The sequence below is a fragment of the Pseudomonas sp. P97.38 genome, assembly GCF_001269745.1.
GTDB classification, from domain to species: Bacteria; Pseudomonadota; Gammaproteobacteria; order Pseudomonadales; family Pseudomonadaceae; genus Aquipseudomonas; species Aquipseudomonas chlororaphis_E.
The window spans coordinates 130,628-147,436 of the sequence record NZ_LHVJ01000017.1; the positions used below are offsets into that span (position 1 = coordinate 130,628).

Here is a 16,809-nt window from a genome sequence, read left to right on the forward strand (position 1 = left end):
CAGTGTGGGAGCGAGCTTGCTCGCGATGGGGCCGGCAGCCTCACCCACCCTCCAGAATCAAGCCCCCACCCGCGCTTGCAAACTCAGGTGAGCCCGCTCCCCCGGCGCCAGGCACAGGCTGTCGGTGCCGCCACTGGCGGCCTCGACGCAGACGAACTCGCTGATCTCATCCCAGCTCACCCCCAGCAATGGCCGGGCACCCGGGTGCCACACCACGGTGTCGGCGCTGTCGCCCGTGTCGATGCACAGTTCGCGCTGCCAGGCGCGATCCTTGAGCTGCAATTCGCCCTCATGCTGGAACACCCGCTGGCAGCCGCCGTCGACCCGCAACTCGCCTTCCTGCTGGCAAACCTCGCGGCTCAACTGGTCGTAACCTTGCGCACCTTCCAGCCCAGACAGCGCTATCTCACCGACATCGCCAATACGCCAGTAGGCATGCAAAGCCTGGCTCAACCGGCATGGCAGGCTGTCCTGGTGCTCGGTGCTCAAGCGCAGCTCCATGCGTTCACCCAGGTCGGCATGCAAGTCCACCTGCCAGTCGCACAGTTGCAACTGCCAGTGCAGGTGCACGCCGTCGTCATCGCTGCGGCTGTCGAGCAGTTTCCAGTCGATCAGGCGCGCCCAGCCATGGGACGGCCAGGCGTTTTCACTGGGATGACGGCCATACCACGGCCAACACACCGGCACCCCACCGCGTATCGCACCGACTTGCGGCCATTTGGCTGCACACCACAACCAGGGTTTCTGGCCACGGGGTTGGAAATGCAGCAACTGCGCGCCCTGGCGGCTGAACACCGCCTGGCACAACGGATGATCGATCACCAGCACATCGCGCTGCCGATAGCGCTCCCAGGCAAACACCGGGCGCTCGCGCAAGGATCTGAAAAAGCGTTGTAGCGGATGCTCATGCATGGGCCGCGGTCCTGGAAATCATTGAATTGCTCATCTGTTCGCGACGCGCTCTTTTGTGGCGAGGGAGCTTGCTCCCGCTCGACTGCGAAGCAGTCGTAAACGAAGCAAATGCGATCTGGCTGACGCACCGCAGTGAATGGTTTTGGGGTCGCTTCGCAACCCAGCGGGAGCAAGCTCCCTCGCCACAGCGCTCGGTGTCCAACCAAACAATTGAGTGCTCCCCAAAAAAAAGCGGACAGCCTTGGCTGTCCGCAAATATGCGCACATAGAGAGGAGCTTATCGCAACAACGTTAGAACACCGACTGAATTTTCAGGCCGGCCACCAGGGCGTTGTCGACTTCATCCACACCACCCGGATGGGTGATGTACTGCAGGTTAGGACGTACGGTCAGCCAGTTGGTGACGTGAACACCGTAGTTGAGCTCGTAGTTGTACTCGGTCTCGCGCAACGGCGCGAACAACGGGTTCTCGTAGTCCGCCACACCGTTGGCAGCGTTGGTCAGCTCGGCGTTTTTCTTCACGTCATCGTTGACATGGATGCGCGAGAAACCGATGCCGATGTCATCTTTTGGACGCGCGTCAAACGGCCCCTTGTACACGAACATCAACGACTGGTAGTTGTCGACGACGTTGGTGTCCTTGTCGTGGAAGGTCGCGTTGGCGGCGATGTTCAGGCCGCGGGACGCATCACCGTTGTGGGTGGTGAGCTGCTGCTGCGCCACGAACCAGTAGCCGTGTTTGCTGTCATGGCTGCGATAGGCATTGCCGGTGGTCGCGGCGTCGTTACCGTTGTCATCCTCACGGACGTCATTGGCATCGGCCGTGCTCTTGTAGTAACCGACCCGGTATTCGCCTGGCAGGTTGTTGACCTTCGGCGACCAGACCAGCTCGACCGGGATGACGGTGCCCTTGGTGCCACTGCCGCTGAGCTTGAAGCCGTTGCCGTGTTCCAACTGCGAAGGGTTCTGGTTGTAGGCGCCGATCTGCGCATAGAACTCAGGCGTGATGTTGTACTTCACGCGGATCGCTGCCTGGCTGACGGGCCAGTTGTACCAGATGTTGGTCGCCCAGTTACCCACCTGGGAACCGCAGAAAGCCAGGTTCTGGAATTCGCAAGGGAAGGTGTTGAAGTCTTCGCCTTCGCCGAAGTAACCGGCCTTCACGTCCAGCTTGCCGTCGAGGAACTGGTGCTTGATCCACAGTTGGGTCAGGCGGACCATGTGGCCACGACCGTAGACTTCCTGGGAAGAACTCAAGGTGCCGGCACGCGGATCGCCGACACGGTCATTGGAGATGTTTTGCCCGTTACGATTGGTCAGCTGGATCTTGGCCTGGGTGTTATCCCAGCCCCACAGCTTTTGCAGGTCCAACGCCACGCCCAGGCCGAACTGGTCGGAATAGCGCGCCGTCTTGTCGTTGTTGTAGCCACCGTGCAGGTTGCCACCCACTTCACCGACGTAGTCAGCCTTGATGTCGATACCCTGCTCGATCAGCTTGGTCCGTTCACCACCCCAGTCACCCGTCATCCACTGCGAATCGGCGCTGAACGCGTCGGCCGCATGTGCGCTACCGGCCAGCATCATCGCCGCAACGGCTGACAACTGGCAGATAAGCTGGGTGTTGTTTTTCTTCTTCATCCCTACATCCTCGTCTTTATTGTTATTAACTGTTTTTATCTAACGCGGTTTACAACGATTGCGGCGAATGGTCCCCCACCCACCGCATGCTCTGCTGTGGGATCGGGCTTGCTCGCGAATGCGCTGTATCAGTCGCCAGAAATGCCAAATGGCACACTGCATTCGCGAGCAAGCCCGCCCTCACACTGCTTTCTCAGCGGCCCTTGAACTGAGCCACGTTCGCCGCCCGAGCTTCGCCTTGTGGCTGACCCGCCACACCCAGGCGCTCACCCGTCTGCGCATCAAATAGTAATACTTTTTGAGGATCGAATTGAAGCGTCAGATTTTCCCCTGCTTGTGGCGCAACGTCCGGCGCCAGGCGGCAGCAAACCTTGGTGTCATTTAGACTGACAAATACCAGGGTGTCCGGGCCGGTCGGCTCGGTGACCTGAACCTCAGCACGGATGGTCGGCAAGCCGTTGGGCTCGCTGCCGGCCAGCACGATCTGTTCCGGACGCAAGCCGAGAATCACTTCACGGTCTTCCAGGCCAGCGTCCTGCATGCCCAGCGGCAACTCGCAACGGGCCTGGCCGCTGTCGAGCAGCGCCAGCAGGCGACCGTCCTTGCGTTGCAGGCGCAACGGGATGAAGTTCATCGGCGGCGAACCGATGAAGCTCGCCACGAACAGGTTGGCCGGGTTGTTGTAGATGTCCTTCGGCGTACCGAACTGCTGGATGATTCCGTCCTTCATCACCGCCACTTTGTCGCCCAGGGTCATGGCCTCGATCTGGTCGTGGGTGACGTAGACCGTGGTGGTTTTCAGACGCTGGTGCATCAGTTTCATTTCGGTCCGCATCTCGACCCGCAGCTTGGCGTCGAGGTTGGACAGCGGTTCGTCGAACAGGTAGATCTTCGGCCGCCGCGCCAGTGCCCGGCCCATGGCCACGCGCTGTTGCTGGCCACCGGAGAGCTGGCCGGGCTTGCGATTGAGCAGGTGCTCGATCTGCAGCAGCTTGGCCACGCGGGTGACTTCCTCGTCGATGGCCGCTTGGGGCATCTTGCGGATCTTGAGGCCGAACTCGATGTTCTCGCGCACGCTCATGGTCGGGTACAGCGCGTAGGACTGGAACACCATGGCGATGTCACGGTCCTTGGGGCTCATGCCGCTGACATCCTGGTCGCCGATCATGATCGCGCCGCCGGTGATGGTTTCAAGGCCGGCGATGCAGTTCATCAGCGTCGACTTGCCGCAACCCGAAGGGCCGACGAGGATCAGGAACTCACCGTCCTTGATCGACAATTCGATGTTCTTCAGGGTGTCCGGCAGGCCGGCACCGTAGGTCTTGTTTACATTGCGAAGTTCAAGCGTTGCCATGATTACCCCTTGACTGCGCCGGCCGTCAGGCCGCGCACGAAATACTTGCCTGCCACTACATAGACCAGCAGGGTCGGCAGCCCGGCGATCATCGCCGCCGCCATATCAACGTTGTATTCCTTAGCCCCGGTGCTGGTGTTGACCAGGTTGTTCAGCGCCACCGTGATCGGCTGGGAATCGCCGCTGGAGAACACCACGCCGAACAGGAAGTCGTTCCAGATCTGGGTGAACTGCCAGATCAGGCAGACCATGATGATCGGGGTGGACATCGGCAGGATGATCCGCCGAAAGATCGTGAAGAACCCCGCGCCGTCAAGGCGCGCAGCCTTCACCAGCGCATCGGGAATGCTGACGTAGTAGTTGCGGAAGAACAGCGTGGTGAAGGCCAGGCCGTAGACCACGTGCACGAACACCAGGCCGGTGGTGGTACTGGCCAGGCCCATTTTGCCGAGGGTGAACGAAGCCGGCAGCAGGACGGTCTGGAACGGCAGGAAGCAGCCGAACAGCAACAGGCCGAAGAACAACTGCGAACCGCGAAAGCGCCACATCGACAGCACGTAGCCGTTCAATGCACCGATGGCGGTGGAGATCAGGACGGCCGGAATGGTGATCTTGATCGAGTTCCAGAAGTAGCCGTTGACCGTCGCCCAGGCCTTGATCCAGCCGATGCCGCTGACCACGGTCGGCCAGCTCAGCAGGTTGCCGGTGCTGATGTCTTCCGGGGTCTTGAAGCTGGTCAACAGCATGACCACCAACGGCACCAGGTAGAGCAATACGGCGAGGATCAGCACCGCGTAGATCGCGATGCGACTCAGGCTGATGGCGGGTTTGGCAGCGAGACTAGTCATGGCGCTTGGTCCTCAGCTCGGAGTACAGGTAAGGCACGATGATTGCGAGAATCGCACCGAGCATCAGGATTGCGCTGGCCGAGCCCATGCCCATCTGGCCGCGGCTGAACGTGAAGGAATACATGAACATGGCCGGCAGGTCGGAGGAATAGCCGGGGCCGCCGGCGGTCATGGCTGCCACCAGGTCGAAGCTCTTGATCGCGATATGCGCCAGGATCATCACGGCACTGAAGAACACCGGCCGCAGGCTTGGCAGCACCACTTTCCAGTAAATGCGCGGCATGCTCGCACCGTCGATCTGCGCGGCGCGGATGATCGACTGGTCGACACCTCGCAGCCCGGCCAGGAACATCGCCATGATGAAACCCGAAGCCTGCCAGACGGCAGCGATCACCAGGCAGTACACAACGCGGTCCGGGTCGATCAGCCAGTCGAGACGGAAGCCTTCCCAGCCCCAGTCACGCAACAATTTGTCCAGGCCCATGCCCGGGTTGAGCAGCCATTTCCAAGCCGTGCCGGTGACGATCATCGACAGGGCCATCGGGTACAGGTAAATGGTGCGGATGAAACCTTCGCGACGGATGCGCTGGTCGAGGAACACCGCCAGCAGCACGCCAATCACCAGGGTGATGCCAATGAACAGGCCGCCGAAGAGCGCCAGGTTCTTGCTCGCCACCCACCAGCGGTCGTTGTCCATCAACCGCGCGTATTGCGCCAGACCGGCCCATTTGTAGGTCGGCAGGAAGGTCGAGGTGGTGAACGACAGGACGAACGTCCACACGATATAGCCATAGAAGCCCACCAGGACGATGAACATGCTCGGCGCCAGCACCAGTTTGGGCAGCCAGCGTTGCAGCGCATCGAACGGCGAGGCCTTGCTGAACACAGCAACAGAACTCATGGGAAGATCCAGTACAAAGATAGATTAGGGGCAGCTACAAGCCCCAAGCTGCAAGCTAAAACACACCCTTGCAGCTTGTAGCTTGCAGCCGCTCTTATTTGGCAGACTGCACCGCAGCACCCAGCTTCTTGGCGGCATCGGTCGGGTCGGCTTTCGGGTCGTTGATGTAGTTGGTCACCACGTCAAAGAACGCGCCCTGCACCGCCAGCGTGGTCGCCATGTTGTGCGCCATGCTCGGCTGCAGCCCACCGGACTTGGCATCCGTCAGGAAGTCCTTGGCCGCGGTCTGGGCGCAGGAATCGAAGCCATACTTGGCCATGTCGGCCAGCATGTCGTTGCGCACCGGAATCGAGCCTTTGTTGATGCTGAAGACTTTCTGGAAGTTCTCACCCAGCACAACCTTGGCAATGTCCTGCTGACCGGCCGAGGTGCCCTTGTCCTTCTGCTTGAACACCGCCAGGGAGTCGATGTTGTAGGTGAAGGCCTTGTCGGTGCCCGGGAAGGCGACGCACTCGTAGTCCTTGCCGGCAACTTTCTTGGCCGCGGTCCATTCGCTCTTGGCCCAGTCGCCCATGATCTGCATGCCGGCCTTACCGTTGATGACCTTGGCCGCTTCCAGGTTCCAGTCCTGGCCCTTGCCGTCGTCGTCCATGTAGGTCGCGACTTTCTTCAGCTCGGTCAGCGCCTTGACCATTTCCGGACCGGTCAGGGCCTTGTTGTCCAAATCGACCAGGGCTTTCTTGTAGCCCTCGGCGCCCATCACCGAAAGCACCACGGCTTCAAACACGGTGCTGTCCTGCCAAGGCTGGCCGCCATGGGCGAGCGGGATGAAGCCCGCGGCCTTGAGCTTGTCGCCGGCGGCGTAGAATTCTTCGAGGGTGGTCGGGTTCTTGGTGATGCCGGCTTTCTTGAAGACTTCCGGGTTGATCCACAGCCAGTTGACACGGTGGATGTTCACCGGCACGGCCACGTAGTCACCTTCGTACTTCACGGTATCGGAGACTTTCTTGTCGAGCAGGCTGTCCCACTTCTCTTCCTTGGCCACGTCCTTGAGCACGTCGCTGTCGAGCAGGCCGGTGGAAGCCCATTCCTGGATGTCCGGGCCCTTGATCTGGGCCACGCCTGGCGGGTTGCCAGCCACGGCGCGGCTCTTGAGCACGGTCATGGCCGTGGAACCGCCACCACCGGCGACAGCGCCGTCCTTCCAGGTAAAACCGTCTTTCTCGACCTGGGCCTTGAGCACATCGACCGCGGCTTTTTCACCACCCGACGTCCACCAGTGGACGACTTCCACGCTGCCTTTGGATTCGGCGGCAAGGGTGCTGACAGGGAACGCTGCGACGGGAAGCAGGGAAGCAAGAGAAATGACAGTAGCGAGGCGAGAAATCGCATTCATCTAGAAGTACCTTTCTTGTTGTTATGCATGCAAGTCGGTGCTTGCGCTGCATGGATTCTAATCAGAGGGAATCCTTTCGCAGGTAACGAAGGGACGTGCAAATGTCACGACATGGTTACACGGGTGAAGGGCTGGAGAGCCGCGCCAGAGCCGTCGCCATGCTGGGTGCCAGGGGCAGGCGCGGAATCAGCACCGCCTGCCAGGCGTGGTACAGGTCCGGCTTGCCCGGCCAGATATCGGCACTGGGGCGGTTTTGTGGGTCGAGTTCGTGATGCCAGCTCCCATTGCAGCGGTCGATGAAGTGTTTGTCACAGAATTCCCAGAAAGTTCGGTACCAGGCTTCGTATTTCGCTTCGTCGGTCCGTTTGAGCAAGGCGCTGGCGGCGGCCGCAGCCTCGGCGTGCACCCAGTGCAGGCGGTGGCGGACCACCGCGCGGTTGTCCCAGTCCAGGGTGTAGACAAGGCCGGGCGCGCCGTCGACGTCCCAGCCGTGGCGGCAGTTCTGGTCGAAGAGTTTCTGTGCATCCTGGGCCAGCCAACCCGGCGTCAGCATGCCGATCTGGACCCGCGCCGCCTCGAGGTGCAGCAGCAACCGCGCCCATTCGAACCCATGGCCAGGGGTGGTGCCGTACGGACGAAAGCCGTCGGCAGGGTTGTCGTGGTTGTAGTCGCGCAGCGGCTGCCAATCACGGTCGAAGTGCTCCACCACCAGGTAATCGTTGGCCGCGGCATGGCCGTGGATCACCCGCTCGACGATGCGCAGGGCGCGGACCAGCCAGCGCGGATCGTCCGTGGCGTCGGCCAGGGCCAGGAACGCTTCGGTGGCGTGCATGTTGCTGTTGGCACCGCGGTACGCCTCTTCGTCGCGCCAGTCACGACTGAAGGACTCGCGCAGGGCACCTTCTTCTTCGCTCCAGAAATGCGTGTCGATGACCCGCACCGCTTCGTCGAGCAACGCCTGGGCGCCGGGACGCTGGGCCACCACGGCGGAACTGGCGGCCAATGCGACGAAGGCATGCAGGTAGGCGGCTTTGCCGGTTTGTTCGTCACGCGGCTGCGCGGTGGCGAACCAGCCGCCATGCTCGGCGTCGCGCAACGGCCCGCTGAGGGCCTGGACGCCGTGGTCCACCAGTTCGGCAAAGCCAGGCAAACCTTGGATGTGGGCCATGGCGAAGCTGTGGGTCATGCGGGCGGTGTTCATGGTCTCGGCCAGCGCCCCGGCCGGGAGGCGTCCCTGGTCGTCGAGGTTGCCAAAGCCGTCCGGCAGCTTCGACGCCTTGGCAAACGCCAGCAAACGCAAGCCTTCGGCAGCGAGCCAGTGCTGGTGGGCAGGCGCGTTCAGCCAACTGCTGAAAGCCGGGAGGAAGGTGTCCATCGCAGGTCCCTTTTTTGTTGTTTTGACGCAGGGAGTCTAAACAAGGGCGGACGGCGGACAGGTAACGAAAGGGGCGAGTTATGTCACTGACTTGTGACATTTACCTGGGAGAGGCGTTGAAGTTACTGGCGCCATCGCGAGCAAGCTCGCTCCCACAGTGGACGTCATGGAGCACCGATCTCCTTGTGGGAGCGAGCTTGCTCGCGATGAACGATAACGCGGTCTGATCAATCCACACTGCGGGGCAACTGCAGGGTCACCCGCAACCCCCCTTCACGCAGGTTCTGCAGGCTCACTTCGCCGCCGTGGCTATGGGCAATGTTGCGGGCGATGCCCAGCCCCAGCCCATACCCCTGCTGCTGCCCGGCCAGGCGGAAGTGCGGCTCGAAGACTTGCTCGAGGCGCTGTTCCGGCACGCCAGGCCCTTCGTCATCGACGTGCAGGACGAACGCACTTTCATCGTCCTCGATGTGCAGGTGGGCGTTCTGCCCGTACTTGAGCGCGTTGTCGATCAGGTTGCCGATGCAGCGCTTGAGCGCCAGCGGCTTGCCGTGATACGGCGCCAACGCGCGTCCGTCCTGGGTCACCCGGCCATTGCCGTTGGGCGCCAGATAAGGCTCGACCAGGCAATCGAGCACGTGGTTGAGGTCCACCGGCTCGATGTTCTCGTGGATATCGGTGTCCTTGACGCACTGCAACGCGCCCTTGACCAGCAGTTCCAACTCATCGAGGTCGCGACCGAACTTGGCTTGCAGGTTTTCGTCCTCCAGCAATTCGACCCGCAGGCGCAACCGGGTGATCGGTGTGCGCAGGTCATGGGAGATCGCGCTGAACAACTGGCTGCGCTCGGTCAAGTAGCGGCTGATGCGTTCACGCATGGCGTTGAACGCCCGCCCTACTTCCACCACTTCGCTGCCCCCTCCCTCCGCCACCGGTTCCACTTCGGCGCCCAGGGACATGTCCCGCGCCGCGCGGGCCAAACGCTTGAGGGGACGGCTCTGCCAGTGCACCAGCAGGCCGATGAACAGCAACAGCAGGCTGCTGGTGAGCACGATGAAACCGACCTGCTGCTTGGGCAGGTCCTGCTCTTCGAGGCTGGTGTAGGGTTCGGGCAGCAACGAAGCGATGTACAGCCATTCGCCCGGCGCCATCTGGATCTGCGTGACCAGCACCGGCGGGTTCACCGGTTCGAGCGTCAACGCGTAATGCGCCCAGGAACGTGGCAGCTCATCGAGCTTCAGCCCGCCGTTGAAGATCCGCAGGTCTTCGGGGCTGACAAACTTCACCGAGATGTCGGCGTTATTGCCCAGGGAGCGGCGCAATACCTCGTCCACCGCCTTGAGTACCGCCAGCTTGCGCGGCGTCACCGGCAGCACGTCCATGCCCAGAGGCTTGTCATTGAGGGTGACGACGAACCGCGTACCGCCCATGCTGCGCAACTGATCGAGGACCAGAGGCCGGTAGGCCACCGGCAGCGAACGCAGGTAGCTGACGCTGGCGGTCATCGAATGGGCGAGGCTGCGGGCGCTGGTGACCAGGCCTTCGAGCTGCGTGGCACGCAGTTGCGACACCCAGATCAGGCTGGACAGCGTTTGCGCGAACAGCACCACCAGCAAGGTCAGTAACAGCATCCGGCCGAGCAGCGAACGCGGCACCGGCACCCGTCCTATGACCTTCTTGACTCCATCAATGACCATTGCTGGCAACCACACTGGCTGCCAACTGGTAACCACTGCCGCGTACCGTGCGGATCAGCCGCGGTGGCTTGTCGGTGTCGCGCAGGCGCTGGCGCAGGCGACTGACGGCCATGTCGACGATCCGGTCCAGGGGCATCAGCTCGCGGCCACGAGTAGCGTTGCCGATGGTGTCGCGGTCGAGGATTTCCTGGGGATGATCGAGGAACAGCTTGAGCAAGGCGAAATCGGCGCCGGAGAGAATCACTTCTTCGCCGTCGGCGTGGAACAGCCGATGGCTGACCATGTCCAGCCGCCATTCATCGAACGCCAGCACTTCACCGCCGGACCGTTCCTGGCCGAACTGCGCCCGGCGCAGCAACGCCTTGATGCGCGCCTGCAACTCGCGTGGGCTGAACGGCTTGCCCAGGTAGTCATCGGCGCCCAGCTCAAGGCCGATGACCCGGTCGGCCTCGTCGGAACTGGCCGTCAGCATGATGATCGGCACGTGCGCCTGGCGCGGGTGCTGGCGAACCCAGCGGCACAGGCTGAAGCCGTCCTCGTCCGGGAGCATCACGTCGAGGATCACCAGGTCGCTCGGTGCCTCGTTCAGCGCCTGGCGAAAGCCGGCGCCGTCCGGCGTGGTGCGCACCTGGAAACCCGCACGGCTGAGGTAGGTGTCCAGCAGCTCGCGAATCTCCTGGTCGTCGTCGACCAACAAAATCGATTTGTTCACTGAACTCACAGGGCCGCGTCCTTGTTGTTTGGATTAGAGCGGATTATGCCTGATGGAGAAAGCCTACAAACACACCACAAAAACTCTGTGGGAGCGAGCTTGCTCGCGATAGCGGTGCATCAGCCAAGAACAATGGCGACTGATACTCCACTATCGCGAGCAAGCTCGCTCCCACAGGGGATCACCCTTCAAACTGGAGTCGACTGCTCCAACGCCACGCCCGCGCCCATCAGGCCGGAGTACGGCGCGGTGACCAGCCAGACCGGAATGCCCTTGAAGTAATCGCTCATGCACCCTTTGTCGGCGAAGCAACGGGCAAAACCGCTTTCCAGGAAGAAATCGGCAAACCGCGGGACCACCCCGCCGACGATGAAGACGCCACCGCGCCCACCGACCGTCAACACATTGTTGCCGGCCACGCGTCCCAGCCAGCGGCAGAACTGTTCGAGCACTTCCAGGGCCACGGGATCGCCCGCCAGGCCCGCGGCGGTGATGGATTCGGGCGTATCGAGCACCGGCTCATGGCCGTCCACCGCACAGATGGCCCGGTACACCCGCGGCAAGCCACTGCCGCTCAGGGCGGTTTCGGCGCTGACGTGGCCGATTTCGTTGTAGATGTGCTGCCAGAGCTGGGTTTCCCGCGGACTGCTCATCGGCAGGTCGACATGGCCGCCTTCCCCCGGCAAGGCCGCGAACCGACCTTCGCCGAGGTCCAATAAGGTCCCCACGCCCAGCCCGGTGCCCGGCCCGATCACCACCGCCGGGCGCATCGGCTCCGGGGTGCCCTCGCACACGACGCGGTATTCATCGGGACGCAGGCAGGCCATGCCCAGGGCCATGGCCGAGAAGTCGTTGACCAACAACAGCTTCTCCACCTGCAAGGTCTCGCAGAACGCCCGGTTGCTCAGGCGCCAGTGGTTGTTGGTGAAGCGAAAAGTGTCGCCTCCCACCGGCCCCGCCACCGACAGACACACCGAGCCGATAGCCCCCGGCGCCATGCCCAGGCCGGCCAGGTAGACCTTGATGGCGTCCTCCGGGCAGGCGTAGTCCGCGGTGGCCAGCACCTGGATGTTTTCCAGGTTATGGTTCTTCCACAACGCGAAGCGTGCGTTGGTCCCACCGATGTCACCGACCAAAGCCAGTTTCAATTAATCGTCTCCAGGGCAGCAGTGAAGGCGCTGGCGCCCTGCTCTGCCGAGCTGAAGGCCATGCGCATGAAGCCGAACAGCTCGCGACCGGTGCCGATGTTGTTGCCCAACAGGCCCTTGGCCGGCTCGCGCGCGGCGAATTCCTCGGCGTCCACCTTCAGTTCCAGGGTGCCTTTGACGCCATCGACGCGGATGATATCGCCCTCCTGCACTCGGGCCAATGCACCACCGACGTAGGCTTCGGGGCTGACATGGATGGCCGCCGGGATTTTCCCCGAGGCGCCGGACATGCGCCCGTCGGTGACCAACGCCACCTTGAAGCCGCGGTCCTGCAGCGAGCCGAGGTACGGGGTCATCTTGTGCAGTTCCGGCATGCCGTTGGAACGCGGCCCCTGGAAGCGCATCACCGCGACGAAATCCTTCTCCAGCAAACCGGCCTTGAACGCGTCCGCCAGGTCCTGCTGGTCCTGGAACACCATGGCCGGCGCTTCGACGATCTGGTTTTCCAGCGCCACCGCCGAGACTTTCATCACGCCACGGCCCAGGTTGCCCTCCATGACCCGCAACCCGCCTTCCGGCGAGAACGCGCGGGCCACCGGGCGCAGGATGTTTTCGTCGAGGCTTTCGATCGGGCCGTCGCGCCACACCAGTTTGCCGTCTTCGAGGAACGGCTCCTGGGTGTAGCGGCTCAGGCCGTGGCCGAGCACGGTGTTGACGTTCTCGTGGAGCAGGCCGGCTTCGAGCAGTTCGCGGATCAGGAACGACATGCCGCCCGCCGCCTGGAAGTGGTTGATGTCGGCCTTGCCGTTCGGGTAGACGTGGCTCAGGGTCGGCACCACCTCGGAGAGGTCGGCCATGTCCTGCCAGGTCAGCTGGATGCCCGCCGCCATGGCGATGGCCGGCATGTGCAAGGTGTGGTTGGTCGAGCCGCCGGTGGCATGCAGCGCGACGATGGAGTTGACCAGCGAGCGCTCGTCGACGATTTCGCCGATGGGCATGAAGTTGCCGCTTTGCTTGGTCATGCGCGTGACCTGGAACGCCGCTTCGCGGGTCAGGGCGTCGCGCAGAGGCGTGTTCGGGTTGACGAACGAAGCGCCTGGCAGGTGCAGGCCCATCACTTCCATCAACAGCTGGTTGGTGTTGGCGGTGCCGTAGAAGGTGCAGGTGCCCGGGCTGTGGTAGGACTTCATCTCCGATTCCAGCAGCTCTTCGCGGCTCGCCTTGCCTTCGGCATAGCGCTGGCGCACGTCGGCTTTTTCCTTGTTGGAAATGCCCGAGACCATCGGCCCGCCAGGCACGAAGATCATCGGCAAATGACCGAAGCGCAGCGCGCCCATCATCAGGCCCGGCACGATCTTGTCGCAGATGCCCAGCATCAGCGCGCCGTCGAACATGTTGTGCGACAGCGCCACCGCCGTGGACAACGCGATCACCTCTCGGCTCGGCAGGCTCAGCTCCATCCCGGCCTCGCCCTGGGTCACGCCGTCGCACATCGCCGGCGTGCCCCCGGCGAACTGGCCGACCGAGCCGATCTCGCGCAGCGCCTGCTTGATCTGTTGCGGAAAGGTTTCATAGGGCTGGTGGGCCGAGAGCATGTCGTTATAGGACGACACGATGGCGATGTTGGCGGCGTTCATCATTCGCAGGTGGTGCTTGTCTTCCGTGCCGCAACCGGCCACGCCGTGGGCGAAGTTGGCGCATTGCAATTTGCCGCGCATCGGCCCGTCGCTGGCTGCACCGCGGATCAATGCAAGGTAAGCCTGACGCGTGGCGCGGCTGCGGGCGATAAGCCGTTCGGTGACCTCAAGAACGCGGGGATGCATGTGTAGAACTCCAGGCTAACGGGTGTGGCGACCTGATTGTCTATGCTGGTCAAAAGCCCGCGGCGCAGTGGGCGCCAAGGGGATTGTTGACCATTCGGACCAGTTGATTCAGGTCACTCGTTGTAGATAAAACAAAATATTGCCACTAAAAAGGCTTGTTTTCTATTTTTATGCGAATAATCTTGTAATTCCAACAACAAATCGACGGCGGCGCAGTTAATGACTCTTCGAATCGCAATCAATGGTTTTGGCCGCATCGGCCGCAACGTCCTCCGTGCACTGTATACCCAAGGCTATCGTCGCGACTTGCAGATCGTCGCCATCAACGACCTGGGCGACAGTGCGATCAACGCTCATCTGCTCAAGTACGACACCGTCCACGGCACATTCGATGCCGATGTACAGCACGATCATGAAAGCCTGACGGTCAATGGCGACCGCATCTCGGTCAGCGCCATCCGCAACCCGGCCGACCTGCCGTGGGCCGCCGAGAAGATCGACGTGGTGTTCGAATGCACCGGCCTGTTCACCGACCGTGCCAAGGCCGCCGCCCACCTCAGCGCCGGCGCCCGCAAGGTGATCATCTCGGCCCCGGCCAAGGGTGCCGACGCCACCGTGGTGTATGGCGTGAACCACGACATCCTGCGCCAGTCGCACCAGATCATTTCCAACGCGTCTTGCACCACCAACTGCCTGGCCCCGGTGGCCCAGGTGCTGCACCGTGAGCTGGGCATCGAAAGTGGCCTGATGACCACCATCCACGCCTACACCAACGACCAGAACCTGACCGACGTCTACCACACCGACCCGTACCGCGCCCGCTCGGCCACCCAGAACATGATCCCGAGCAAAACCGGCGCCGCCGAAGCGGTTGGCCTGGTATTGCCGGAACTGGCCGGCAAGCTGACCGGCATGGCCGTGCGCGTGCCGGTGATCAACGTGTCCCTGGTGGACCTCACCGTGCAGCTCAAGCGCGAAGCCTCGGCCGAAGAAGTCAACGACCTGCTGCGCCAGGCCAGCCAGCACTCCAGGATCCTCGGCTACAACAGCCTGCCGCTGGTCTCCAGCGACTTCAACCATAACCCGCTGTCGTCGATCTTCGACGCCAACCACACCAAGGTCAGCGGCAAGCTGCTCAAGGTACTGGCCTGGTATGACAACGAGTGGGGCTTCTCCAACCGCATGCTCGATAACTGCCTGGCGTTGTGCAACGCGGAGTGACCGACAGGGACTAGCGCTTTTCTGTGGGAGCGGGCTTGCTCGCGAAAGCGGTGTATCAGTCGATGTTTCTACTCACTGACACGCCGTCTTCGCGAGCAAGCCCGCTCCCACAGTGGTTCGGCGATGGTCACAATTCAAGGCTTGACCAGTCGAGTAGATGATAAGCATTATCATCTACTCGAACCGGATCGGGCCCTACCGTGAGTCAATCGCGCTTTCATCACGTCTTTCTCGCCCAGCGCATGCCGCTGCTGCGCACCCTTGAGCGCATGGTCAACAACCCCAGCACCGCCGAAGACCTGCTCCAGGAAACCTACCTGCGCGTCTCCCGCGCACTGGCCGAGCGGCCGGTCGAGCACCTTGAACCGTTTGTTTTCCAGACCGCCCGCAACCTGGCACGGGATCACCTGCGCGCCCGCCGCGTACAATCGCGCGCCGTGCTGGACGACGTCCCCCTGGAGGTGGTCCACAACGTGGTCGCTCCCCAAGGCAGCGCCGAGGACGCCGTCCATGCCGGGCAGATGCTCGAACGCCTCAATGTCAGCCTGCAAGCACTGAGCCCACGCCAGCAGCGGATCTTCATCCTCAGCCGCCTGCACGGGCACAGTTACCAGGACATTGCCGGGCAACTGGGTGTGTCGTCGAGCACGGTGCAAAAGGAACTGAAGCTGATCATGGCGATCTGTGTGGGACAGCTGCAGCTATAAGACTCAAGCGGCAAGCGGCAAGCTGTGCTCTGGCTTGCAACTTGCCGCTCAATTCGAGGAATCACCGTGACCGACCCTCAACCCGCTTCGACGCAGGACACCGCCCACGCCATGGAGCAGGCGCTGGACTGGCTGATCCTGCTGGACAACCCCAGCGACGAGCAGACCCGGCAGTTCCAGGCCTGGCTGGCGGCCGATCCGCGCCACGGCCAGGCATTCGCCCGGGCCCAGGCGATCTGGAACGGCCCGCAGGTGATGGAGAGCGCCCGTCAGCTGGAGAATGCCCGCCAGCGCCAGGCCCCGCCCAAGGTCACGCCGCTGTCGCGCCTGCGCAGCCATTGGAAACCCTTGGCCACCGCTGCCGTGCTGTTCCTGGGTCTGTTCAACTTCAGCGACTTGCCCCTGCATTGGCAGGCCGACCACCTGACCGTGGTCGGTGAGCGCCAGCGCCTGCAACTGGAGGACGGTTCCAAGGTCCTGCTCAACACCGATTCGGCGTTCTCCAGCACGTTCAACGAGCAGCGGCACGTGGCCCGCCTGTACAAAGGCGAGGCGTTTTTCGAGGTGCCGGCCAACCGCAACCTGCCGCTGGAAATCGACGCCGGCCCGGTCACGGCCAGCGTCAGCGACACCACGTTCGCGGTGCGCTACCTCGACGGCGTGGCCCAAGTCCAGGTCCAGCGTGGCGACGTCGACCTGCGGGCCAGTCGCAACGACAGCCATGTACGGCTGTCGGCCGGGGAAAGCATCCGCATCGGGCCCAACGGCTTCGACCGCCCGTCCCGGCTCGACAGCGCCACCGACCTGGCCTGGGTCCAGGGCCGGCTGGTGTTCGAGAACCGGCCATTGGGCCAGGTGCTGGCCGAACTGCAACGCTATTACCCCGGTTGGATCATCAACACCAATGATCGCCTGGCCGGCGTCGCGGTGACAGGTAACTACCGCCTCGATCAACCGCTGGATGTGGTTCGTTCCCTGGCCCACATCACCTCGGCGCGCTTGCAGGAATTCCCGGCGCTGGTGATTTTCAACTAAATGAGAATTATTTTTACTCGATAGGCCTCGCTGGTTCGTCTC

Annotated in this window: 14 protein-coding genes; 3 read left to right on the forward strand and 11 right to left on the reverse strand. The window is 62.6% G+C overall.

Annotation, left to right across the window (positions count from 1 at the left end):
• Positions 1-57 precede the first annotated feature (57 nt).
• The 11 genes from AD664_RS14465 to edd form a co-directional block, all read right to left on the reverse strand.
• Positions 58-912, reverse strand: a complete 855-nt coding sequence (locus tag AD664_RS14465) for a D-hexose-6-phosphate mutarotase (RefSeq protein WP_053147452.1) — start codon at positions 910-912, stop codon at positions 58-60.
• A gap of 291 nt (positions 913-1,203) precedes the next feature.
• Complete coding sequence (locus tag AD664_RS14470; RefSeq protein WP_053147454.1) at positions 1,204-2,550, reverse strand: carbohydrate porin; 1,347 nt, start codon at positions 2,548-2,550, stop codon at positions 1,204-1,206.
• A 193-nt stretch (positions 2,551-2,743) separates the two neighbouring features.
• Positions 2,744-3,904: an ABC transporter ATP-binding protein gene (locus AD664_RS14475; RefSeq protein WP_053147456.1), complete on the reverse strand. Its 1,161-nt coding sequence runs from the start codon at positions 3,902-3,904 to the stop codon at positions 2,744-2,746.
• Between the two features lie 2 nt (positions 3,905-3,906).
• Complete coding sequence (locus AD664_RS14480) at positions 3,907-4,752, reverse strand: carbohydrate ABC transporter permease (RefSeq protein WP_042732854.1); 846 nt, start codon at positions 4,750-4,752, stop codon at positions 3,907-3,909.
• Positions 4,745-5,653: a carbohydrate ABC transporter permease gene (locus AD664_RS14485; protein ID WP_042732853.1), complete on the reverse strand. Its 909-nt coding sequence runs from the start codon at positions 5,651-5,653 to the stop codon at positions 4,745-4,747. The genes AD664_RS14480 and AD664_RS14485 overlap by 8 nt, the downstream gene beginning before the upstream one ends.
• Positions 5,654-5,747: 94 nt before the next feature.
• Positions 5,748-7,049, reverse strand: a complete 1,302-nt coding sequence (locus AD664_RS14490; protein WP_053147459.1) for an ABC transporter substrate-binding protein — start codon at positions 7,047-7,049, stop codon at positions 5,748-5,750.
• A 115-nt stretch (positions 7,050-7,164) separates the two neighbouring features.
• A complete protein-coding gene (locus AD664_RS14495) occupies positions 7,165-8,424 on the reverse strand; it encodes an AGE family epimerase/isomerase (protein WP_053147461.1) in 1,260 nt (419 codons plus the stop codon).
• 227 nt (positions 8,425-8,651) lie between these two features.
• On the reverse strand, positions 8,652-10,121 hold the full coding sequence (locus tag AD664_RS14500) for an ATP-binding protein (RefSeq protein WP_042730802.1): 1,470 nt from the start codon (positions 10,119-10,121) through the stop codon (positions 8,652-8,654).
• Entirely contained in the window at positions 10,111-10,842 is a 732-nt protein-coding gene (locus tag AD664_RS14505) for a response regulator (protein ID WP_042730801.1), read from the reverse strand. The genes AD664_RS14500 and AD664_RS14505 overlap by 11 nt, the downstream gene beginning before the upstream one ends.
• Positions 10,843-11,021: 179 nt before the next feature.
• Positions 11,022-11,981, reverse strand: a complete 960-nt coding sequence (locus AD664_RS14510; protein ID WP_053147463.1) for a glucokinase — start codon at positions 11,979-11,981, stop codon at positions 11,022-11,024.
• On the reverse strand, positions 11,978-13,804 hold the full coding sequence (edd, locus tag AD664_RS14515; RefSeq protein ID WP_047736917.1) for a phosphogluconate dehydratase: 1,827 nt from the start codon (positions 13,802-13,804) through the stop codon (positions 11,978-11,980). The genes AD664_RS14510 and edd overlap by 4 nt, the downstream gene beginning before the upstream one ends.
• A 219-nt stretch (positions 13,805-14,023) precedes the next feature.
• Between edd and gap the strand changes: the two genes are divergently transcribed.
• The 3 genes from gap to AD664_RS14530 all read left to right on the forward strand — a co-directional run bounded on the left by gap (position 14,024) and on the right by AD664_RS14530 (position 16,767).
• Positions 14,024-15,025 carry a type I glyceraldehyde-3-phosphate dehydrogenase gene (gap, locus tag AD664_RS14520; protein ID WP_053147465.1) on the forward strand — a complete coding sequence of 334 codons (1,002 nt, stop codon included), beginning with the start codon at positions 14,024-14,026 and terminating at the stop codon, positions 15,023-15,025.
• Positions 15,026-15,225: 200 nt separating this feature from the next.
• Positions 15,226-15,732: an RNA polymerase sigma factor gene (locus AD664_RS14525; protein WP_053147467.1), complete on the forward strand. Its 507-nt coding sequence runs from the start codon at positions 15,226-15,228 to the stop codon at positions 15,730-15,732.
• Between the two features lie 111 nt (positions 15,733-15,843).
• A complete protein-coding gene (locus AD664_RS14530) occupies positions 15,844-16,767 on the forward strand; it encodes a FecR domain-containing protein (protein ID WP_144419491.1) in 924 nt (307 codons plus the stop codon).
• The last annotated feature ends 42 nt before the right edge of the window (positions 16,768-16,809 follow it).

What these genes read in the sequence shown, in the direction of transcription:
- AD664_RS14465 (WP_053147452.1), bottom strand. Translation starts at nt 912, where the DNA reads ATGCATGAGCATCCGCTACAACGCTTTTTCAGATCCTTGCGCGAGCGC.
- AD664_RS14470 (WP_053147454.1), bottom strand. Translation starts at nt 2,550, where the DNA reads ATGAAGAAGAAAAACAACACCCAGCTTATCTGCCAGTTGTCAGCCGTT.
- AD664_RS14475 (WP_053147456.1), bottom strand. Translation starts at nt 3,904, where the DNA reads ATGGCAACGCTTGAACTTCGCAATGTAAACAAGACCTACGGTGCCGGC.
- AD664_RS14480 (WP_042732854.1), bottom strand. Translation starts at nt 4,752, where the DNA reads ATGACTAGTCTCGCTGCCAAACCCGCCATCAGCCTGAGTCGCATCGCG.
- AD664_RS14485 (WP_042732853.1), bottom strand. Translation starts at nt 5,653, where the DNA reads ATGAGTTCTGTTGCTGTGTTCAGCAAGGCCTCGCCGTTCGATGCGCTG.
- AD664_RS14490 (WP_053147459.1), bottom strand. Translation starts at nt 7,049, where the DNA reads ATGAATGCGATTTCTCGCCTCGCTACTGTCATTTCTCTTGCTTCCCTG.
- AD664_RS14495 (WP_053147461.1), bottom strand. Translation starts at nt 8,424, where the DNA reads ATGGACACCTTCCTCCCGGCTTTCAGCAGTTGGCTGAACGCGCCTGCC.
- AD664_RS14500 (WP_042730802.1), bottom strand. Translation starts at nt 10,121, where the DNA reads ATGGTCATTGATGGAGTCAAGAAGGTCATAGGACGGGTGCCGGTGCCG.
- edd (WP_047736917.1), bottom strand. Translation starts at nt 13,804, where the DNA reads ATGCATCCCCGCGTTCTTGAGGTCACCGAACGGCTTATCGCCCGCAGC.
- gap (WP_053147465.1), top strand. Translation starts at nt 14,024, where the DNA reads ATGACTCTTCGAATCGCAATCAATGGTTTTGGCCGCATCGGCCGCAAC.
- AD664_RS14530 (WP_144419491.1), top strand. Translation starts at nt 15,844, where the DNA reads ATGGAGCAGGCGCTGGACTGGCTGATCCTGCTGGACAACCCCAGCGAC.